The organism is Flavobacterium agrisoli (assembly GCF_016522065.1).
GTDB classification, from domain to species: Bacteria; Bacteroidota; Bacteroidia; order Flavobacteriales; family Flavobacteriaceae; genus Flavobacterium; species Flavobacterium agrisoli.
The window spans coordinates 160,702-183,000 of the sequence record NZ_JAEHFV010000005.1; the positions used below are offsets into that span (position 1 = coordinate 160,702).

The 22,299-nt window shown below is 34.2% G+C and carries 20 protein-coding genes; 13 read left to right on the forward strand and 7 right to left on the reverse strand.

The window, feature by feature from the left end; translation table 11 throughout:
* Positions 1–521: 521 nt before the first annotated feature.
* Positions 522–680 carry a hypothetical protein gene (locus tag I5M07_RS12430; protein ID WP_200106771.1) on the reverse strand — a complete coding sequence of 53 codons (159 nt, stop codon included), beginning with the start codon at positions 678–680 and terminating at the stop codon, positions 522–524.
* A 661-nt stretch (positions 681–1,341) separates the two neighbouring features.
* On the opposite strand from I5M07_RS12430, the gene metK reads away from it, so the two are divergent.
* From metK to I5M07_RS12445, 3 genes are all read left to right on the forward strand, one after another.
* Complete coding sequence (gene metK, locus I5M07_RS12435) at positions 1,342–2,592, forward strand: methionine adenosyltransferase (RefSeq protein WP_200106772.1); 1,251 nt, start codon at positions 1,342–1,344, stop codon at positions 2,590–2,592.
* A gap of 93 nt (positions 2,593–2,685) precedes the next feature.
* The gene (locus I5M07_RS12440; RefSeq protein ID WP_200106773.1) at positions 2,686–3,489 is read left to right on the forward strand and encodes a hypothetical protein; all 804 of its coding nucleotides are present in this window, start codon (positions 2,686–2,688) and stop codon (positions 3,487–3,489) included.
* Positions 3,489–4,103 carry a deoxynucleoside kinase gene (locus I5M07_RS12445; RefSeq protein ID WP_200106774.1) on the forward strand — a complete coding sequence of 205 codons (615 nt, stop codon included), beginning with the start codon at positions 3,489–3,491 and terminating at the stop codon, positions 4,101–4,103. The genes I5M07_RS12440 and I5M07_RS12445 overlap by 1 nt, the downstream gene beginning before the upstream one ends.
* 110 nt (positions 4,104–4,213) lie before the next feature.
* On the opposite strand, the gene I5M07_RS12450 is transcribed toward I5M07_RS12445, so the two are convergent.
* The 4 genes from I5M07_RS12450 to I5M07_RS12465 form a co-directional block, all read right to left on the reverse strand.
* Positions 4,214–6,766, reverse strand: coding sequence for a sodium-translocating pyrophosphatase (locus tag I5M07_RS12450; protein ID WP_200106775.1), 2,553 nt, complete (start codon positions 6,764–6,766; stop codon positions 4,214–4,216).
* A gap of 108 nt (positions 6,767–6,874) precedes the next feature.
* Complete coding sequence (locus I5M07_RS12455) at positions 6,875–7,405, reverse strand: inorganic diphosphatase (RefSeq protein ID WP_200106776.1); 531 nt, start codon at positions 7,403–7,405, stop codon at positions 6,875–6,877.
* Positions 7,406–7,534: 129 nt separating this feature from the next.
* Positions 7,535–10,036: a DUF5686 family protein gene (locus I5M07_RS12460; RefSeq protein ID WP_200106850.1), complete on the reverse strand. Its 2,502-nt coding sequence runs from the start codon at positions 10,034–10,036 to the stop codon at positions 7,535–7,537.
* 67 nt (positions 10,037–10,103) lie between these two features.
* Positions 10,104–11,081 carry a pyruvate dehydrogenase complex E1 component subunit beta gene (locus tag I5M07_RS12465; protein WP_200106777.1) on the reverse strand — a complete coding sequence of 326 codons (978 nt, stop codon included), beginning with the start codon at positions 11,079–11,081 and terminating at the stop codon, positions 10,104–10,106.
* Between the two features lie 321 nt (positions 11,082–11,402).
* Between I5M07_RS12465 and I5M07_RS12470 the strand changes: the two genes are divergently transcribed.
* The 6 genes from I5M07_RS12470 to I5M07_RS12495 all read left to right on the forward strand — a co-directional run bounded on the left by I5M07_RS12470 (position 11,403) and on the right by I5M07_RS12495 (position 18,118).
* A complete protein-coding gene (locus I5M07_RS12470) occupies positions 11,403–13,553 on the forward strand; it encodes a tetratricopeptide repeat-containing sensor histidine kinase (RefSeq protein WP_200106778.1) in 2,151 nt (716 codons plus the stop codon).
* A gap of 15 nt (positions 13,554–13,568) precedes the next feature.
* On the forward strand, positions 13,569–14,210 hold the full coding sequence (locus I5M07_RS12475) for a response regulator (RefSeq protein ID WP_200106779.1): 642 nt from the start codon (positions 13,569–13,571) through the stop codon (positions 14,208–14,210).
* 377 nt (positions 14,211–14,587) lie between these two features.
* A complete protein-coding gene (locus I5M07_RS12480; RefSeq protein ID WP_200106780.1) occupies positions 14,588–15,334 on the forward strand; it encodes an electron transfer flavoprotein subunit beta/FixA family protein in 747 nt (248 codons plus the stop codon).
* Positions 15,335–15,475: 141 nt separating this feature from the next.
* Entirely contained in the window at positions 15,476–16,441 is a 966-nt protein-coding gene (locus I5M07_RS12485; RefSeq protein WP_200106781.1) for an electron transfer flavoprotein subunit alpha/FixB family protein, read from the forward strand.
* A gap of 173 nt (positions 16,442–16,614) precedes the next feature.
* Positions 16,615–17,241 carry a bifunctional nuclease family protein gene (locus I5M07_RS12490; protein ID WP_200106782.1) on the forward strand — a complete coding sequence of 209 codons (627 nt, stop codon included), beginning with the start codon at positions 16,615–16,617 and terminating at the stop codon, positions 17,239–17,241.
* Between the two features lie 25 nt (positions 17,242–17,266).
* Positions 17,267–18,118 (forward strand): thymidylate synthase, encoded by an 852-nt coding sequence (locus tag I5M07_RS12495; protein WP_200106783.1) that lies wholly within the window; start codon positions 17,267–17,269, stop codon positions 18,116–18,118.
* A 26-nt stretch (positions 18,119–18,144) separates the two neighbouring features.
* On the opposite strand, the gene I5M07_RS12500 is transcribed toward I5M07_RS12495, so the two are convergent.
* Positions 18,145–18,441, reverse strand: a complete 297-nt coding sequence (locus I5M07_RS12500; protein ID WP_200106784.1) for an isoamylase early set domain-containing protein — start codon at positions 18,439–18,441, stop codon at positions 18,145–18,147.
* Positions 18,442–18,679: 238 nt separating this feature from the next.
* Between I5M07_RS12500 and I5M07_RS12505 the strand changes: the two genes are divergently transcribed.
* The 4 genes from I5M07_RS12505 (at position 18,680) to porT (ending at position 21,556) form a co-directional block, all read left to right on the forward strand.
* The gene (locus I5M07_RS12505; protein WP_200106785.1) at positions 18,680–19,021 is read left to right on the forward strand and encodes a 2TM domain-containing protein; all 342 of its coding nucleotides are present in this window, start codon (positions 18,680–18,682) and stop codon (positions 19,019–19,021) included.
* Position 19,022: 1 nt separating this feature from the next.
* Complete coding sequence (locus I5M07_RS12510; RefSeq protein ID WP_200106786.1) at positions 19,023–19,505, forward strand: dihydrofolate reductase; 483 nt, start codon at positions 19,023–19,025, stop codon at positions 19,503–19,505.
* A gap of 604 nt (positions 19,506–20,109) precedes the next feature.
* A complete protein-coding gene (ubiE, locus tag I5M07_RS12515) occupies positions 20,110–20,841 on the forward strand; it encodes a bifunctional demethylmenaquinone methyltransferase/2-methoxy-6-polyprenyl-1,4-benzoquinol methylase UbiE (protein WP_200106787.1) in 732 nt (243 codons plus the stop codon).
* A gap of 1 nt (position 20,842) precedes the next feature.
* On the forward strand, positions 20,843–21,556 hold the full coding sequence (gene porT, locus I5M07_RS12520; protein WP_200106788.1) for a type IX secretion/gliding motility protein PorT/SprT: 714 nt from the start codon (positions 20,843–20,845) through the stop codon (positions 21,554–21,556).
* On the opposite strand, the gene I5M07_RS12525 is transcribed toward porT, so the two are convergent.
* Complete coding sequence (locus I5M07_RS12525) at positions 21,553–22,287, reverse strand: TrmH family RNA methyltransferase (RefSeq protein WP_200106789.1); 735 nt, start codon at positions 22,285–22,287, stop codon at positions 21,553–21,555. The genes porT and I5M07_RS12525 overlap by 4 nt on opposite strands.
* Positions 22,288–22,299 lie beyond the last annotated feature (12 nt).

Genomic DNA, 22,299 nt, shown 5'->3' on the forward strand with positions numbered 1-22,299 from the left:
CTCACCGTCCTCGTGAAATAATTTTTTGTTTCCATGATTTACAATTGTTTGAATATTAGTATTTGTTTGTTTTAATTTTATTTTTTTGTTAAGTCCCTTTTCAAAATGAAAAAACCCTTTTGGAATAGTGTTACCAAAAGGGTTTAAGTTATAGTGCTTAAAATCTTTTGACATCAACTAGACAGTACCTGAGTACCCCACATATTGATTAGCGAAAAACAGTTCATCTTATTCGAAAAATTTAGTGTCATTTGATTATTCTTTCTTTCTAATTAATTCCGTTTTAAAAACGTAGTTTCAATCTTTTTATCCAAAATCAATATTTGCCTCTCCTTAATTTTGAATATATACAAATATGCAATTCTTTTTTTTAAAATCCAATTTTTTTCTTACAATTTTTCAAAATTAAAATTTTAAAAAAACTACGTATTTTAAACTAATTATCAAGCACTTAAATAAATTATCCTTTTTAAAACTACGTAGAAAAAACTACGTAGTTCTTACATTTTTAAAAAGAATATTTAGATAAAGAGATGTTCATCTTCTTGAAAGTACAAAGGCGAACCCAATAAACTTTTGCTTTTTGCAGCAATATTATGGCTAAAATGATTTTGATTAGCACTTGCTCCTCTTCGAAACAAAGCTAAAAACTGACTATATATGGTGTGTATAGTTTTCATAATTTTTTATTTTTTTATTATATTAAAAAAGCCCTTTTGGTATTTGTAGTTACCAAAAGGGCTTTGTATTATATGCCTTACTTGAGTTTTAAACTCACTTTTGATAACAACAGAGGCAAACGAACATATCCTGCACGTTGCACTTAATCATTTGAATTTTTTTGGATAGTAAATGGATCATTGTTGTAATTTTTACCTTAAAAAAAACCTCTGCTTGAAAAGGCAGAGGTTTTATGAATATATTTTATACTAATATTTAGACAATAAACTGCTCCGCCGAATACTTCGACTGTTTACAAGATTTATTGACCATAATTAGATTCATTTCTCTCTGATTTTATATGGCACAAAATTGCAAAGTCTTTTTGAATTATCCAAATTTTTTTACAAAATATTTCAAATAAAAACAAGCTCTATGGTTTTTAACTTTTGTTTAAAAGAAAAAAGTAGCGTATTAATTTGCAAATCAAAATGGTTTCATACCTTTGCATCCGAATAAAGAGGAAAAATTTGAACTGATTGCAACCTCTTCATAATGAAATCATTCGTTATGAGTACCAAATCAAAAAATTTGGTAGTAAAAAATGCTAAAGCAGACACTCTCCTTTAGTATTTCGCAATTCAATTTCTTCCCAAATTAATTTAATTTAGAATAATTATTATGGCTTATTTATTTACGTCAGAATCTGTTAGCGAAGGACATCCTGATAAAGTAGCAGATCAAATTTCGGATGCATTAATTGATAATTTTTTAGCTTTCGATGCTGACTCAAAAGTTGCATGCGAAACGTTGGTAACTACTGGGCAAGTAATTTTAGCAGGCGAAGTAAAATCAAACACGTACTTAGATGTACAACAAATTGCTCGTGATGTCATCAAAAAAATAGGATATACCAAAAGCGAATACATGTTCGAAGCCAATTCTTGTGGTGTATTATCGGCAATTCACGAACAATCTGCTGATATTAATCAAGGTGTAGACCGCACAAGTAAAGAAGAACAAGGTGCTGGTGACCAAGGAATGATGTTTGGATACGCCACAAACGAAACCGAAAACTTCATGCCATTGGCACTGGATTTATCGCATAAATTATTACAGGAATTAGCTATTTTGAGACGTGAAAACAACGAAATAACCTATTTACGTCCCGATGCAAAATCGCAAGTAACTTTAGAATACAGCGACGATAACAAACCAACCCGAATTGATGCCATTGTAATTTCAACCCAACACGATGATTTTGATTCGGAGACAAACATGTTAGCAAAAATCAAAAAAGATATTATCGATATTTTGATTCCACGTATTGTTGCCAAAAACCCAGAACACGCTCACTTATTTAACGATGCTATCAAATACCACATCAATCCAACCGGAAAATTTGTTATTGGTGGTCCGCATGGAGATACTGGATTAACCGGAAGAAAAATTATTGTGGATACGTACGGCGGAAAAGGAGCTCATGGTGGAGGTGCTTTTTCTGGAAAAGACCCAAGTAAAGTAGACCGAAGTGCTGCTTATGCCACAAGACATATTGCCAAAAATTTAGTAGCCGCAGGTGTTGCTGATGAAATTTTAGTTCAAGTTTCGTACGCAATTGGTGTTGCCGAACCAATGGGAATTTTCATCGAAACATATGGAACATCAAAAGTGAACTTAACCAACGGTGAAATTGCTAAAAAAGTAAGCGAAATTTTTGATATGCGTCCTTACTTTATCGAACAACGTTTGAAATTGAGAAACCCTATTTATAGCGAAACTGCTGCTTATGGCCACATGGGACGCCAACCAGAAACGGTAACAAAAACTTTTTCAGCTCCTGGAGGAGAATCAAAAACACTTACCGTGGAATTGTTTACTTGGGAAAAATTAGATTTTGTTGACAAGATTAAAGCTGCTTTCGGCTTGTAATTTTCAAATAAATAATTCAATCATAAAAGGCCATCTTATACAAGGTGGCTTTTTCTTTTTTTGTACTTTGGCGTTTCGATAACTTCATATCATATGCCAAAATTCGCAATCACTTTACTTCTTTTTACCTTATTTTCTTCGTACGGGCAAACCGAAGATGGCATCACGGCTAAACTAGTATCGCAATCGAATATCACGCACTCCCTTTTTATAGGTTCGGATTCATTTGGTTATCACTATTTTATAGAGAACAACGTATTTTTTAAAGAAAAGTCTAGCGAAATTAAATCGTACAAAAACATTCAATTAGGCAAAATATCAAAAGTTGACATTCTTAATCCTTTAAAAATGGTACTTTTTTATGAAGATTTCAATAGCGTTGTTTTATTAGACAATCAATTAAACGAAACAGCAGTATTGCATTTTTCTGAAAACTCAATTCCCATTTCCGCAACGGCTGTTGGAACGGCTTCGCAAAATCAAATATGGATTTACAACAGTTTAAACCAACAAATTGGCCTTTTGAATTACCTAAATAAGGAATACAAAACTGTTTCGGTTCCTTTAAAAAACGAGGCGCTTTATTACCAAACCGATTTTAACCATTTTTTCTGGATAGACCAGCAATACAATTGGTACAGTTGCGATTTATTTGGCAATGTAAAACTGATTACTAAAGTTCCTGATTTCGATCAAATTCAATTTTTAGATGACCGCCAATTTATTTATAAAAAATACAACAAATTGTACTATTCAGCAATAGATAAACTAAAAAAAGTAGCAACCACCGCGATTAACTTTCCACAAAAAAGCTTTGAAAAATTTTATTACAACGACCAAAATTTAGTTATTTTTACAACTTCTGAAAAAATAAATTATAAAATCATAGTACCGTAATGCACATAGCAATAGCAGGAAACATAGGAGCCGGAAAAACAACTCTAACCAAATTATTAGCCAAACACTTTAAGTGGGAACCGCATTACGAAGATGTAGTAGACAATCCGTATTTGGATGATTTTTACCATCAAATGGAACGTTGGTCTTTTAATTTGCAAATTTATTTCTTAAACAGTCGCTTCCGTCAAGTACAACAAATTCGCGAAAGTGGTAAAAAAGTAGTGCAGGACAGAACCATTTATGAAGATGCTTACATTTTTGCACCCAATTTGTACGCAATGGGTTTGATGACCAGCCGTGATTTCGAAAATTACACCTCCTTATTTGAATTGATGGAATCGCTCGTAAAAGCACCCGATTTGTTGATTTATTTAAGAAGCTCCATTCCGAACTTAGTGGGGCAAATTCATAAAAGAGGACGTGATTACGAAAATTCTATTTCAATTGATTATTTAAGTCGATTAAACGAGCGTTACGAGGCTTGGGTTCAGACGTACACCAAAGGAAAATTATTGATTATCGATGTAGACAACATCAATTTCGTTGACAATCCTGAAGATTTAGGAGATATCATTAACCGAATTGATGCCGAATTGAATGGGTTGTTTTAAAACACGAATTTAGCTAATTAACCCTAATAAAAAATGCCTTACTCTCGTGAGGCATTTTTCTTAAATCTCTAAAACAGATTCCAATGATTTTTTAAATTTATTTTTTAGCTTTACTTTGTTGCCTCAATTTTAGCTTTTATTTCGGCATCTGTGCCTTCAAAAACTTCAGTAGTAGTTTTGCCGTTTTCCGATTTTGTAATCGTTCCAATGGTTTTACCATTTTCTTTTTTTACCTCAACACGAACTGATTTTTTATCGTATTTCGTAACATCAAAACAATCTGTTTTTTGATGTAGATAATTCCCCTCATCATCAAAATTAGCTAAACATTTTTTAGTTTCTTCCGGGGAGCAGCCTTTTTCTTTACACATTTTTTCACATTCGGCTTTTGTCATGGTGGACATATTGCTCACACAACAACTATTATTTGAATGCATTTTCATTTCTGTTTTCGAACAACAATTAAGATCGCTCATCCCACTATCATGACCATTACCTAAAATGGGGGCAATAACCAAACCTATCAAACACGTTAGCTTAATTAAAATATTCATCGAAGGACCAGAAGTATCTTTAAACGGATCACCAACCGTATCACCCGTTACGGCAGCTTTGTGCGCATCAGAACCTTTATAGGTCATTTCGCCGTTAATCATGACTCCTGCTTCGAAGGATTTTTTTGCATTGTCCCAAGCTCCACCAGCGTTGTTTTGAAAAACAGCCCAAAGCACTCCCGAAACGGTGACTCCTGCCATATAACCGCCTAACATTTCAGCAATCAGCTGATTATTATCTACATAAACTAACTTTCCTAAAAGCACAATGGCAATCGGAAAACCAATGGTTAAAATTCCTGGGAGCATCATTTCGCGCAAAGCCGCTTTTGTAGATATCTCCACACATTTTCCGTATTCTGGTTTTCCGGTTCCTTCCATAATACCCGGAATCTCCTTAAACTGTCTACGCACTTCATACACCATATCCATCGCTGCTTTCCCCACTGAATTCATTGCCAAAGCAGAGAAAACGACCGGAATCATTCCGCCAACAAACAACATGGCTAAAACGGGCGCTTTAAAAATATTGATTCCGTCTATACCTGTAAACGTTACATAGGCTGCAAATAACGCCAACGAAGTTAAAGCCGCCGAGGCAATAGCAAAACCTTTTCCGGTTGCCGCTGTTGTATTTCCCACCGAATCTAAAATATCGGTTCGGGTACGCACTTCTTTTGGTAATTCGCTCATTTCGGCAATTCCTCCTGCATTGTCAGAAATGGGGCCAAAAGCATCGATAGCCAATTGCATGGCTGTAGTTGCCATCATAGCCGAAGCCGCTAATGCTACTCCGTAAAATCCAGCTAAAGCATAGGAAATCCAAATTGCTGTTGCAAATAACAATACGGTCGGAAAAGTCGAAATCATTCCTGTTGCTAAACCGGCAATTACGTTTGTTCCTGCTCCTGTTGCTGATTTTTGGACAATTGCCATAACTGGTTTTGTTCCCAAACCTGTATAATATTCTGTTACCGATGAAATAGCTCCCCCAACTACTAATCCGACTAACGTAGCATAAAAAACACGCATAGACGAAATAGCTTTCGCCCCTTCTCCGAAAAAACTCATTTGCATCGTTTCTGGCAACATATATTGCACTAAAAAGAAACAAGCCACGGCTGTTAAAATAATCGAAACCCAATTACCTATATTTAATGCTTTTTGAACTTGAGCTTCTTTTGCATTATCATCTGAAATTTTTACTAAAGTGGTTCCTATAATAGAAAATAAAATTCCGAATCCTGCAATCGCCATAGGGAGTAAAATAGGTCCAATTCCGCCAAAAGCATCATTGATACTGCCTCCCATATCTTTAATCACATAATTCCCCAAAACCATTGCAGCCAAAACTGTTGCCACATACGAACCAAATAAATCGGCTCCCATACCGGCAACGTCACCCACATTATCTCCTACATTATCCGCAATTGTGGCCGGATTACGCGGATCATCTTCAGGGATTCCAGCCTCAACTTTACCGACTAAATCGGCACCTACATCGGCTGCTTTGGTATAAATTCCACCTCCTACTCTGGCAAACAAGGCAATAGATTCTGCACCCAACGAAAATCCTGCTAAAGTTTCTAAAACAACGGTCATGGTTTCGGTATCTTTCCAAACTCCGCCAGAAAACAAATTAAAGAAAATGATAAAAAAACCAGTTAAACCTAAAACAGCTAAACCGGCAACCCCAAGTCCCATAACCGTTCCACCTCCAAAAGACACTTTTAATGCCTGAGGCAAACTGCTACGAGCCGCTTGCGTGGTTCTAACGTTCGTTTTGGTTGCTATTTTCATCCCGATATTTCCAGCGTAGGCCGAAAATAGCGCTCCAAAAATAAAGGCAATTACAATTAATAGATGTGTTTTAACGCCCGGAATAAACGTAATGCCCGCTAAAGCTACACTGGCAATAATAACAAAGATGGTTAATAATTTATATTCGGCTTTTAAAAAGGCAAGTGCCCCTTCGTAAATATGATCTGAAATGGTTTTCATCTTTCCATCTCCGGCATCTTGTTTAAGAACCCAATTTCTTTTTATTGTCATAAAAAGCAATCCTAAAAATGCCATAAGTATTGGCAAGTAAATCATAAATGCGTTCATAATTCATCATTTTGGTTAGGTTAATAATCTGAATATGAACGAATTTAAACAAAAAAAGCAATACTTCTAGACGAAATATTGCTTTTTTATAAAATTATAGGTTGAAAATTATTTAATACTAAATAATCCTGCTGGTTTATTTTCAATTGCATTGAAACGGTCTGTACATTGTGCAATGATATCGTATGCTTCTTTTACATCTCCCCAACCTTCAACATCAACTTTTTTGTTTTCAAGATCTTTATAAACTTGGAAGAAATGCTCAATTTCTTTTACTAAGTGTGGATTAATATCCGCAAGATCATTTAATCTATTCCAGATAGGGTCAGAAACGGGTACACAGATAATTTTTTCATCTGGACCTTTATCATCGGCCATGTGGAAAACCCCAATAGGCTTCACTTCCATTACACAACCCGGAAAAGTTGGTTCGTGTACTAAAACCAAAACATCCAAAGGATCTCCGTCTAAGGCCAATGTTTCTGGAATAAATCCGTAATCAGCTGGGTACATCATTGACGAGAATAACATTCTGTCAAAACGCATTCTTTTGATTTCAAAATCGTATTCGTATTTATTTCTACTTCCTCTTGGTATTTCGATTAAAACATCGAAAGTGGTTATTTTGTCTGCGGTCATTTTATTATAATAATTTATTTTCGGTTGCAAAAATAGGCAAAGAATCCATTTTGACAATAGCTTTTTAAGGTTATATCTCTATTAATTTTCAAGCAGATGTGAATTATTTTCAAAAATTGCAATCCTTCTTTAAAAATAAAACCCAAAAGAGCCTTTTACAGCAAATTTATTCGCATCGGGCATTTCGCGGTAATTTCCTCTCCAAGAAAAATCAATACGGAAAACTTTAAAAATATTTCCAATTCCGGCGTTGTATTCCCAATAAACATCTTCAGGCGAATTATACACTAATCCCGAAGCATTAATTGCCCGATTGGCATCGGAAACATGTCCGTAAACCGATTTAATTCCTACAATTTCGCGCCAATTGAGTTTTCGCATAAACGGAATACGGCCAAATAATCGTCCACCAAAATTATGTTCCCATTGCAAAGTTACGTACTCATCTGAAACAAATTCGTAATAACTCAAATTGCTAAATGTATTTTCGATGGTGAAATAACTTTGGTTACCCGGAATAATACTCAACAATCCTAACGGAATTGTTCCGAATGTTTTTCCGGTTTCTAAAATTAAATCCGAGCGACCAAGTGGCCCTATAATAATAGGTTGTTTGTAATACAACTGCAATTTATCGTACTTAAAATCACTATTTAAAACGCCTTTAAAACCATGACTGTAATTCACAAAAAAACGCGCATACGGACTATCCACATCGGTGCGTTCTACCCCAAAACCAATTGTTTTTCGATTTGGCGTAAATTCAATTTGTAAATTCGCTTCAGATTGCTTGACTTCACTTTCCACAACTCCATTTGGATTGGTAGCATCGGGCAAAGTCGTATAATAATCCAAACTAAAGGTATCCGAAGCCGACTCTAACGTTCGATAGGAAAGTCCCAATTGAAACGTTAAGTTTTTAACAGGTTCGATTTCGATAGCAGCATGTGATAAATTGATGTTCGTCAGCTTTCCGTTTGAACCCACTGTAAACAAGGACGAAGAAGCAAAACTCCTACCTAAAACATCGTTAGTAGTTGTTAAACTCGCACCGATTTGCTCAATATCGCGGCGGTTTCCTCCCGAAATAATCAAACGTTTCTTTTTATCGATCATCCATTTTCCCGAAAGTCCGTATTTGAATTTATTGTCATTAAAACCATACGCCGTATACGCCTGAATACGCCAGGGATCATTTGGACCAAAATAAGTACGCCCACCTGCTCTTAAACGAATTCCTTCGACTTCGTTATAACCAAATGTTGAAAAAATGGGTCCGTAATCAAAATTAGGAAACTCCACATAGCCACTTCCTAAAATAGAAACCAAACTGTACAATTGCTTAAAACGCTTTACCGTTTGCAGCGTATCTAACATTTTATAAATACCTTGTTCGTCTTTATTTAATTTTTCAAACCGATTGGCTTCCCAATATTCATTTGATTTTTGATAGACTTCGTTATCAATATAATTGACTTTTTCTCGGTAAAAATCGGCTGGTTTTTCAACATTAAACTGATGATTTCGAAACAAGGTAGTTCTTTTTCCGTAGACTCCTTTTGATTCTTCTTTTTTCTTTAAAGCAAAATCCGACATCATATAATCTCGGGTTAGTAAAAAAACCGAATCATTTTCTACTTCAAATTCTTGTTCAATATAAATATCCTTAACCCAGTTGATGTTGGCACTTTTGGTTACGGCCATGTTGATTTTTTTGATGGCAAAAGTGGTGTCATTTACCCAAAAATCGCCTTTAAACGTGAGTTCATTTTTTCGTCTTGGATAAAAAACGATATTAAAACACCATTTGTTATCGATGTAAGCACTATCCCGCAAAATATAATTGTAAACATCAATTCCGGTTGTAGATAAAGGACTAGTAAAACTTTTATCAAAAAACTTTAAGTGATTGTTGTAGATGTTATAATCGGCATACAAATCTTTTACGAATGCTAAAATTTGTTGATTTCCTTCAAAACCCGATGTTTTATTGGCTTTTACATTTTCTTTGGTTTTCTTAAGCACATTATCTCCGTAAACCTCACTGAGGGATTCGTTTATAAAAATAGGCAAGTAGGTTTTTCCGGTAACACTCGATGTGTCGACATGATTAAAAATAAACTCCATTCCTTTAAAGAGTTTGTTTTTCATGAAAGCGCTATCAATAGTGTTCATATCAAATTCGACTTTTTCGTATTTTTCCATTTGATATTGATTGAAAAGATACAAGCCGTTTTTACGTTTGTGCGCCCAAATTTTCCGAAGAATATCCAGAGCTGGATTGTCTTTTTTAGAGGTTTTTCCGGTATAGATAAAAACTTCATTCAACACTTCGGGCTCACTTAAAACCACTTTTAAATTATAGGAAACTGATTTTTCTAAAGTAATTATTTTATCTGAAAAGCCAGCCGATGAAACCACCAAATTACTAAAATCCTGATTGGTTTCGAGGTAAAAACGACCATCTTCATTAGAAACAGTTCCTATACTGGAGCCTTGAAAAGCAACATTTGCAAACGGAATAGGCACATTTGTTTGATCGTAAACCACACCACTTACTTTGGTTTGCGCAACTACACCTGCCGATATTGCAATGATAAAATAGAGATAGATAAAAAGTTGTTTTCTCATGTTTCCAAAAAAAAACTTCATCAAATAAATAATTAAATGATGAAGTTTAAGTAGTATGTTATTTTGCTTATTTATACATTACTTTCTTAACTGCTTTAACCACATCGGCTGCATTTGGCAACCATTCTTTTAATAAAACAGGCGAATACGGTGCAGGAGTATCAGCTGTTGTGATACGTTGTACCGGTGCATCCAAATAATCGAATGCTTGCTCTTGCACAAGATACGTAATTTCAGAAGAAATACTAGCGAAAGGCCAAGCTTCTTCAAGTACTACCAAACGATTGGTTTTTTTAACCGAATTAATGATAGCATCTTTATCCATTGGGCGAACGGTTCTCAAATCAATAATTTCGCATGAAACACCTTCTTTAGCCAATTCATCCGCAGCGATAAAAGCTTCTTTTATGATTTTACCAAATGAAACAATGGTTACATCGGTACCTTCTCTTTTGATATCTGCAACTCCAATCGGAATTACATATTCACCATCTGGAACTTCTCCTTTATCACCATACATTTGCTCAGACTCCATAAAGATAACAGGATCATTATCACGGATAGCCGCTTTTAAAAGTCCTTTAGCATCGTAAGGCGTTGATGGAACAATTACTTTTAAACCTGGTGTGTTGGCAAACCAGTTTTCTAAAGCTTGTGAGTGTGTTGCTCCAAGCTGACCTGCAGAAGCTGTAGGCCCACGGAAAACGATAGGAATATTAAATTGACCTCCTGTCATTTGACGCATTTTGGCTGCGTTGTTAATAATTTGATCAATACCCACCAAACAGAAGTTAAATGTCATGTATTCAACAATTGGGCGGCATCCGTTCATAGCAGAACCCACTGCAATTCCAGAAAACCCAAGCTCAGCAATTGGCGTATCAATTACTCTTTTTTCGCCAAACTCTGCCAGCATACCTTTAGAAGCTTTGTAAGCACCGTTGTATTCTGCAACTTCTTCTCCCATTAAATATATGGATTCATCGCGGCGCATTTCTTCACTCATTGCTTCGCAAATGGCCTCTCTAAATTGTATTGTTCTCATATTTTTATATTGTTGATCTATTTTTCGAACAGCAAAAATAATTATTTTATATTACTTAAAAGCATATTTTCAGTTTTAAATATTCATATTGAAGGGGTATATTGTGCCAATTCTAACAGAATTCTCAAAAACAATCGCCCTTATCATTCCATAGAAAACTATTTATCACAATTTAAGCTTTGAATTTTATAATATGATTACTCGTTTATATTTTTTATATAGTACTTTCGCTTTTGGCAATATTATACTTTTTTGAATCCCAAACTAAACAACCACAACCTACTACAAAAGAACCAATTGTAGTGTTCACACATTACTCGAATGATTGTTTTTTTTAGAAATATCGTTATTCTTTTGCTTTTTTTTATTACGGCTACAAGTAGAGCTCAAACCGAAAACAAAAGCACTAAAGTCGCCTTTAAATCAATCCATAAATCGGATTTAAAAGAAAGCAACGAAATCAAAACGTTGTACAAATTATACAATTCGGGCAACGAAATTTTAGCTTATAAAAAAGCACACAAATTGGCTAAAACGGCAAATTTGTACAAGACAAAAGCCAATGCTAACTTGTTATTAGCCTATTATTTCAACAAACAATCGGTATTGGATTCGGTTTTATTTTACACCCAAAAAGCGTTGCAATACAATCTTTCTGAAAACGATTCCTTAAAAACCCGACTCACTTCGTTAAGCTATAATTTAATGGCAACCGTTTACAACCGAAAAGGCTTATTAAGCGAAAGTAAAAAATACCGTATAAAAGGTATGGAAGCAGCTCAAAAATACAACGAGCAAAATTTATATTTCACCCACAAACACGGTTTGGCCGTTCTGTATGTCAAAGAACAAAACTATACCAAAGCTTTAGCGCTCTTTAAAGAATGTGCCAAGTTTACCCAAGACCCAGAAATGGTTTTTGGCAGTTACATTAATATGGGTGATATTTATGCCGAACTTAAAAATTATGAGGCTTCAAATGCATACTATCAAAAGGCCGAAATTTTATGCCAACAACACCATAACAATTATTGCAACGCTATTGTTTCACTCAGTATCGGCGATAATTTTTTAATTCAAAAACAAATCAACAAAGCCCTAGATTCTTACCAAAAAGCCTCAAAAATCACGGCTGTACATCATTATCAACAACTAGAACTTACGGCTCAAATTAATATTGGCAAGATTTATTTATCCGAAAAAAATTATCAAGATGCTAAAATTATATTTACGCAATCACTTCAAAATGCTATTGCTCTTGGGCTTTTGCAAGAACAAATCAACTTGTATGAATTTCTCAAAGAAATTGCCCTTGAACAAAATGAATATAAAGATGCTTATCATTTCAGTTCCAACATCAATCATTTAAAAGATTCTATAAACAACTTACAAAACAGAAAAGAGATTAATGAATTGGAAATAAAATTCAATACCCTCCAAAAAGAAAAAGCAATTAAAACGTTGCAATACGATAATGAAACCGCTCATTTAAAACTTCTCAATCAAGAAGAAGCTATTAAAAACCTACATCTTTTAAAAGAAATTACACGTAAAAAAAACGAAAACAAAATACTTAATTTTCAAAACATTACCCAAAAAAAGCAAAATGAAATAGCTTTGCTTACCCAACAAAAACAATTAAAAGGCCTTGAAATAGACCAAGAAAGGACCAAAAAAAAAGCCATTATTATTATTTTTTCCTTACTACTACTTCTCATTTTAGGTTTATTATTTCAATACATTAAGAGATTAAAAACAGAACGCCTACTGCATCAAAAGCAAAAAGAAATCAGCTCACAAAAATTAACCACCGTTTTAAAAGAACAAGAGTTAAAACTGATCAAAGCAGCTGTTAAAGGGCAAGACAAAGAGCGCAAACGCATTGCTCAAGAACTCCATGACAGTATTGGCGGAAATTTAGCCGCTATAAAAATCCAGCTACAAGCACTTAAATTGCTTGAAAACCCAACAATCTTACCGTTATTGGATGAAACATACGATGAAGTTCGTAATTTATCCCACAATTTGATTCCGAAAAAATTTGAACATAACCCTTTTTGCCAAGTTTTAGAAGACTATTTAAAATCTATTTGCCAAGCCAGCACACTGCAACTCGATTTGCATATGTATCCTAAAAACGATATTAATCAACTAGACGAAATCTTGCAAATAGAACTTTTTAAAATTATTCAGGAACTTTCAACCAACACTATAAAACATGCCAAAGCTACCAAAATAGACATTCAGTTGAATATTATTGAACATTCTATAAGTCTTTTATTTGAAGACAACGGTAAAGGATTTCAAACATCCGGACTTAAAAAAGGAATTGGATTATTGAATTTAGAAAGTAGAATTTCAGCTCTTTTGGGTAATTTTGAAATTGATTCCAATCCTAAACGCGGAACTTTGTTCAATATTGAAATCCCGATAAATACCTCATTAAATAAAACCCTACCGTTAACCATTTAACCAATATTTCCCCCAATGAAACCTATACGACTTTTAATTGCAGATGACCATACCATGTTTTTGGATGGTATTTCGGCACTTTTAGACAAAGAAAAAAACATACAAATAGTTGGCAAAGCTGAAAATGGCCTAGAAGCCGTGACGCTTTTAACTCAACACACACCACATTTAGTTATTTTGGATGTTAGCATGCCCGAAATGGACGGCATAGCATTAGTGAAGCACATCAAAAAAAGTTACCCAGAGATGAAAACCTTGGTGGTAAGCACCCATTCTAACAAACAAACGATATCACGATTGATTCGATTAGGAGTAAATGGCTATTTGCTCAAAAATGCAGCAAAAGACACTCTTATCAATGCCATTTACAGTATTATGGATAATATGGATTATTTTCCTGCAGATGTATATGAAATTCACACCAAAAATTGTCAACAAATTGAAAAACAAGCGGCACAAACCGTTGAATTAAGCAACCGTGAAAAAGAAATTTTACAATTGATAGCTCAAGAATTTACCGCTACTGAAATTGCAGATAAAACATTTATTAGTCTAAATACCGTAAACACGCACCGCAAAAATTTGCTTTCGAAACTCAATGCCAAAAACACCGCCGGTTTGGTAAAATTTGCTATTGAAAATGGTCTTATCGATTAAGACGAAAAAACTCTTTTTACAAGTAACGGCGAAACACTGCCACAATAATAATTTGTTACCCACACCAAAAAATTTTCGTGGCTATTTGCCCTCCGCTATTTCATCTTGATTGCAAAACTAGGCGGTAAACTATTAAAACACATCACCGTAAATAATGATTTTACTTTTATCGCTTCTTATTCACAAACAAATAATTAGTTGCTACTTCACTAAAAATGAATACTTCCATAATACGTATTGAAAGCCAAAAGCTATAGTGAATTCAAAAGTTAAATTTTATTAAAAAGCACAAATTTAGTATGCATGCATACTAAATTATTCAAATTAAAACTTTAAATTTGTGAAACTATCATCCAAAAATTATAAAATCAATACTTATGAAAATATTAGTCTGCATTAGTCATGTGCCTGACACTACTTCAAAAATTAACTTTACCAATGGTGATACAGAATTTGACACCAATGGCGTACAATATGTTATTAACCCAAACGACGAATATGGTCTTACAAGAGCCATTTCGTTTCAAGAGCAACAAGGAGCTACGGTAACAGTGGTTAACGTTGGCGGTCCCGAAACAGAACCAACTTTACGTAAGGCATTAGCCATAGGCGCAAATGAGGCCATACGAGTAAACGCAACACCTACAGATGGTTTTTTTGTTGCCAAACAATTAGCAGAAATAATCAAAAATGGCAATTATGATTTAGTAATTGCAGGAAAAGAATCTTTAGATTATAATGGCGGAATGGTTCCGGGTATGACCGCCGGAATTTTAGATTTCAACTTTTTAAATTCATGTACCAACATTACGGTTGATGGCACAAACGTAAAAGCAATTAGAGAAATTGACGGCGGAAAAGAAACCGTTAGCACCACTCTTCCGCTTGTTATTGGAGCTCAAAAAGGATTAGTTGAAGAAAAAGATTTACGCATTCCGAACATGAGGGGAATTATGACAGCTCGTACAAAACCTTTAACCATTTCCGACCCTGTAGAAGCTCCAATTAATACTAAAGCGGTGAAATTTGAAAAACCAGCTCCTAAGTCGGCCGTAAAATTAGTTTCACCAGACAATTTAGATGAACTGATTAATTTATTACACAACGAAGCAAAAGTAATTTAAGATTATAATAGAGGACTTATTTTAGATGAAAAACAAAAATCTAAAATCAATTTAAATCATAAATTAAAATACAATATAAATCATGTTTTTAGTTTCCAGATTCTTAAATCTGAAACCTAAAATCCAAAATCTAAACTTATCATGTCAATACTTATATACGCAGAATCTAGCGACGGGAAATTTAAAAAAGTAGCTTTTGAGTTGGCATCTTATGCTAGTAAAGTTGCCGAATCATTAGGAACCACCGTAACTGCATTAACGATAAACAATACAAATTCTGACGAATTGGCTCAATATGGAGTTTCAAAAGTATTAGCCGTTTCTAATGAAAAACTAAATACTTTTACAGCTAAAGCGTATGCCGATGTTTTAAAACAAGCAGCTGAAAAAGAAGCCTCAAAATTAGTTATTTTGTCATCTTCAACCGATAGTATTTACTTATCATCTTTATTAGCCGTAAATCTTAACGCTGGTTTTGCTTCAAATGTAGTAGGATTACCTATAAGCACTTCGCCTTTTCAAGTAAAAAGAAATGCTTTTTCGAACAAAGCTTTTAACATCACCGAAATAAATACCGAAGTAAAAATTATTGCTTTAGCCAAAAACTCATACGGATTGCATGAAAACAGCGCATCCCTAACGGCCGAAGATTTTAATCCAAGTTTAAACGATGCCGATTTTAGCATTCATATTGATTCGGTTGAAAAAGCTACTGGTAAAGTAGCAATTGCCGATGCTGATATTGTAGTTTCTGGAGGAAGAGGATTAAAAGGGCCTGAAAATTGGCATCTTATTGAAGATTTAGCCTCGGCATTAGGAGCTGCAACTGCTTGTTCAAAACCCGTATCTGATTTAGGATGGCGTCCTCACAGTGAACACGTAGGACAAACCGGAAAACCAGTTGCCACTAATTTATACATTGCGGTCGGAATTTCGGGTGCAATTCAACACATTGCAGGTATTAATGCCTCAAAAGTAAAAGTAGTCATCAACAATGATCCAGAAGCACCTTTCTTTAAAGTAGCCGATTACGGTGTAGTGGGTGATGCTTTTGAAGTTGTTCCGAAACTAATTGAAAAAATAAAAGCTTTTAATGCGCAACACTAAGTAAATTAATTGCATTTCTATTACAAAACACTACCACCTAAAAGCTAGATAATTGTATCTTTGCTTTTAGGTGGTTTTTTATTTTAATTTTTTTGAGTAAAATTGCACCCGTTTTCAATTAAATACAAACATAAAAATTTAGGTTATTATACAACCTTTTATTTCTGGACCTTATGAGCTTAGTCAAATTATCTATAAAAGGAATTTCATACAGTCAAACTCAAAACGGCGCTTATGCTTTAATATTGAATGAGGTTGATGGCGAACGAAAATTACCGATAGTAATTGGTGCTTTTGAAGCTCAGTCTATTGCAATAGCACTAGAAAAAGAGATAAAACCACCTCGCCCTCTTACCCACGATTTATTTAAAAACTTTGCAGAAAGATTTGATATTGTGGTAAAGCAGGTCATCATTCACAAATTAGTTGATGGCGTATTTTATTCGAGTTTAATTTGCGAAAGAGATAAAATAGAAGAGATTATTGATGCCCGAACTTCGGATGCTATCGCGTTGGCTTTGCGTTTTGCAGCTCCAATTTTTACCTATAAAAATATTTTAGATAAAGCCGGAATTTACCTTAAATCCAATCCGCATTCGGAAATGGATCCAAATTCGCAAGAACTTGACGATGTCCTTTCTAACCCCGAAACTTTTGGCAGCAAAGAAGAAAGCAACCAATCGGGTGACCAATACAGTAATCATACTACTGCCGAACTAAACGAACTGTTAGAGCAAGCGGTAGAACAAGAAGATTACGAAAAAGCAGCTAAAATTAGAGATGAAATCTCAAAAAGATAGTAAAAAAACGAAGCAATAAGCCGCTATGAAACAATATTTAGACTTAGTAAAACACGTTTTGGAGAATGGAAACCAAAAAGGCGACCGAACAGGAACCGGGACAAAAAGTGTTTTTGGTTATCAAATGCGTTTTGATTTAAGTGAAGGATTTCCGATGGTGACCACAAAAAAACTACATCTAAAATCCATAATTTACGAATTGCTTTGGTTCTTAAAAGGAGACACCAATATTCAATACCTCCAAGAAAACGGAGTGAAAATTTGGGATGCTTGGGCAGATAGCAAAGGCGATTTGGGTCCCGTATATGGCCATCAATGGCGTAATTGGAATAGTGAAGAAATTGATCAAATTTCGGAATTGATTACCGAATTAAAAAATAACCCTAACAGCCGCCGCATGTTAGTTTCGGCGTGGAATCCTTCTGTGTTACCTGATACATCAAAATCTTTCGAGGAAAATGTTGCCCATAACAAAGCGGCCCTTCCTCCTTGTCATGCTTTTTTTCAATTTTATGTAGCCAGCCCTAATCTTGAAAAAGGAGAAACCAAAGGAAAATTATCTTGTCAACTGTACCAACGATCGGCCGATATTTTCTTAGGAGTTCCTTTTAATATTGCCTCGTATGCTTTATTGACTATGATGATTGCTCAAGTTTGCGAGTTGGAAGTTGGTGATTTCATCCATACTTTCGGAGATGCGCACATTTACAACAACCACATTGAGCAACTCGAATTGCAACTTTCTCGCGAACCAAAACCACTTCCAAAAATGATTTTAAATCCCGAGATAAAAAATATCTTCGATTTTGATTACAGTGACTTCACTTTAGTGGATTACGAAGCCCACCCAAGCATCAAAGGAAGTGTAGCAGTATAAAAAAAATCCGCAAATGCGGATTTTTTTTATACCATAATAACACTATTTTCACTTCCTGCATAATCATTCCAACGAAACGAATCTGCCTCTGGTTCGTTTAAATAAGCTCCGTCAATCAAATATTTGAATTCATACGAAGCATCTTTTTCTAGATTTAAAGTTGCTTTAAAAGTTCCATTTTTAAGTTTACTCAGACTACCTAAATCGGCATTCCAATCATTAAAATCACCTACTACAGCAGCCGAATTTGCATTTTTCGCATCAATCACAAAAGTAACCTTACACACAGGTTTTGTCTTCACAAATTGTTTTTTAATAGCCATAACTTACTCACTTTTAAAATGATAACTAAAGTAAATAATAATTTAGCAAACCACAAAACACATACTTACGATTTAGGAGTTTTCAAATAATTGACACTAAATTTAGTTGGATTCTTATTTTTTTTAGATTAAAATACATATTCAAAATTTTATTCTCCTTTTAAGAGAAATTAACTGTAATTCAAAAGTCTGATTTATAAAAAATAAATTTTAACTTTATGAACTAAAATGATTTAGAATGGAAAACGAATTACACGAGCAATACGAATATGCACGCAGACGTATTAAACAAAAAAAAGGGCTTTATTTTCATTTTGTACTCTTCCTATTAGGAAGTTTATTCATGTTTGTTGCCAATCGGTTTTTAAATATAGGAGCAACTGTAAATTGGGCTATATGGGCCATTACATTTTGGTTTTTTATACTAATTTTACATTTTATAAAAGTGTACATCACCGATCGTTTTATGAATAAAGACTGGGAAAGAGCACAAATTGATAGATTAGTCGGACTTCAACAAAAACGCATCGCACAATTACAAGAAACTATAAATCAAGAAGAACAAGATTTACCACAATAAAATGATTATTTTGATTGCGGCAATTGCCGAAAACAATACCTTAGGAAAAGACAATCAATTGGTTTGGCATTTACCAAATGATTTCAAACGATTTAAAGAACTTACTTCAAATCACTACATTATTATGGGGCGCAAAACTTTCGAAAGTTTTCCCAAACCATTGCCTAACCGAACCCATGTAATTATTACGCGCCAAAGCGATTATAAAGCTGCTGGTTGTATTGTGGCAGACAGCATCGAAAATGCCATAGCACTTTGTCCTAAAACCGGAGACATATTTGTAATTGGCGGCGGAGAAATTTACAATTTAGCCATGCCTTTTGCTGATGTGATCGAAATCACTCGCGTACATGAAAAATTTGAAGGTGATGCTTTTTTCCCAGAAATAAATCCGAATGAATGGCTTTTAGTAGAATCGGAACCCAACAGCAAAGACGAAAAACATGCTTATGATTACACTTACGAAACTTACGTAAGGGCCTAAATAAAAAAAAACATCCAAAAATGGATGTTTTTTTATGACCAGTTCGAGTTATGACTCACTCTAGAAAGAGGATTTGATAACATAAAATAAAAATTACAAATATTAATAACACACCAGAAATGAAGATAATAATATTTGATATTTTTTGAGAGTACATCTCAAAAAAGCCTTTAATACCAAATACCACGAAGGTACTAAAGACAAAGAAAATTAAAATTTCCAAAAACAAATTTAATCCTAAGAACGTATTTTGCGTTTTAAAAAAAGAACCGCTCTCAAAAACGGCACTCTCAAAACATCTTACTAGAACAAATGAAATTATTAACGCAAAAAATATCCATTTGAATTGAGCCATCGTTTCTCTGTTGGTCATCGTAAATATTACTATTTTACTTTGGCTAAATTCATAAATTAATACACATGCTACAATACCCACTTTTAGTGATTTTAATAAAAAAACCTAAAAGAGAACTTTTAATTACATTTTTGAAATAAAAAAAACCAACTACTTCCGTAAATCGTATTTATTTAAGAAATCTATTTTTAACCCCTATCACTTATTAAGTTATAGCTCTTTATGCTATATTTGTGCAAATTAAAAATAATGACTCAAAAAATAACCCCATATAAAGACTCCGATTTAGGTAAAAAAGAGCAAGTTGCTCAAATGTTTGACACCATATCAGGTGATTATGACAACCTAAATCGAGTTATTTCGTTTGGAATTGATGTAAAGTGGCGCAAAAATGTTTTAAAAATTGTAGCCGAAAAAAAACCCAATACCATTTTAGACATTGCTACCGGAACTGGGGATTTAGCCATTTTGTTAGCTCAAACGAATGCCGAAAAAATAGTGGGTCTTGATATATCGGAAGGAATGCTTCAAGTGGGCGAAAAAAAAATAAAAGCCAAAAATCTTTCAAAAACCATCGAAATGGTTTTAGGGGATTCCGAAAAAATTCCATTTCAAGACAACACTTTTGATGCTATTACAGTTGCTTTTGGGGTTCGGAATTTTGAAAATTTAGAAACTGGGTTAGCCGAAATTTTACGTGTTTTAAAACCAAATGGGATCTTTGTTATTTTAGAAACTTCGGTTCCGGTGAAAACTCCTTACAAACAAGGTTATCATTTTTACACCAAAAACATCTTACCGCTTATTGGAAAATTGTTTTCGAAAGACAACAATGCGTACGGTTATTTATCCGAATCGGCAGCAGCATTTCCTTATGGAGAAGCGTTAAACAATATTTTAAGAAAAATTGGGTTTATAGATGTTAAAGCACAACCCCAAACATTTGGAGTTGCCACAATTTATTCAGCCTCTAAAAAATAGTATGAAAAAACTTGTTGTTATTTTTCTTCTCGCTTTTGCAGTTAATACAAATGCCCAATTTGCTAAAAATCTCTTTAGCAAAGACCCGATAATTAACTTAGAAACTTGGCAAAAAAAACGCCTTTACTTTGGGTATTATCTCGGATTTAACAGCTATGATTTTAAATTTAACTACAGAAATTACAATCCGAACGGAACCGATGTGCAGGTAAGAAAATCGACTGGTTTTAACGTGGGAGTCGTTGCCGATTTACGATTGCATGAATACTTCAATCTTCGTTTTGAACCCGGATTGTATTATACCAAACGTGATTTGTATTTTCCTGGTTTTAGCGATGAAATTGATTATTTGAGAGAAGTGAGCAGCACCTATATCAATTTTCCTTTATTACTAAAATATTCAGCTTTGAGAACAGGAAATATTCGCCCTTATTTGTTAGGAGGAGCTTCAACTACTTTGAATTTATCTGCCAACAATAAATCGACAGATGATAATTACGACCAAAAATTTAGAGTTAAACCATGGACTTTTAATTACGAAATTGGTTTCGGAATCGATATTTTCACCGAATATTTTATTTTTTCTCCATCCATCAGAGGTCAATTTGGCATCGGTGATGAATTAATTAGAGACAATTACCCAACCAGCCCTTGGACTAGTAATATTGACTCGATGAAATCACGCGCTTTGTTGGTCAACTTTACCTTTCATTAAACCGAAGTCTTTCGTTTAAACTCACTTAAAACAATTGCTGTTGCAGTGGCCACATTTAAACTTTCTGTTTTTTGAAGATTTCCAAATCTCGGAATAGCTATTCTTTGAGAAACTTTAGCTTCGATTCCTTCGGAAATTCCGTTGGCTTCATTTCCCATTACAATTATTCCTTCCGCAGGCAAATTTGTTTCATAAACAGATTCGCCATCCATAAAAGTTCCAAAAACAGGAAGTTTTGAATTGCCAATCCATTTTTCTAAATCTGTGTAAACTACCTTTACTCTTGTAATAGAACCCATTGTGGCTTGCACCACTTTCGGATTATACAAATCGACCGTTCCTACAGAACAAACCACTTGTTCAATTCCGAACCAATCACACAGGCGCAAAATAGTTCCCAAATTGCCTGGATCCCGAATATCATCAAGTGCCACAACTATTCCTTTTTGTTCAATTGTTTGTTCTTCGGGCATTTTAAAAACCGCCAAACACGAATTAGGCGTAGTTAAAGCGCTTATTTTTTTTAAATCTGCATCCGAAATTTGCGTTCTATTAGACAATGAAACCGACTGAAAATCGTTTTGAGTAGTATACAAATGCTGAAGTTCGAGTTTAGAATCTAAAAGTTCTTGGATTACCTTTGTACCTTCGGCAAAAAACAATTGATTTACCAAACGGTATTTTTTTTGATGCAAACTCGATATAAGTTTTATTTGGTTTTTACTAACCATAAAATAATGTAC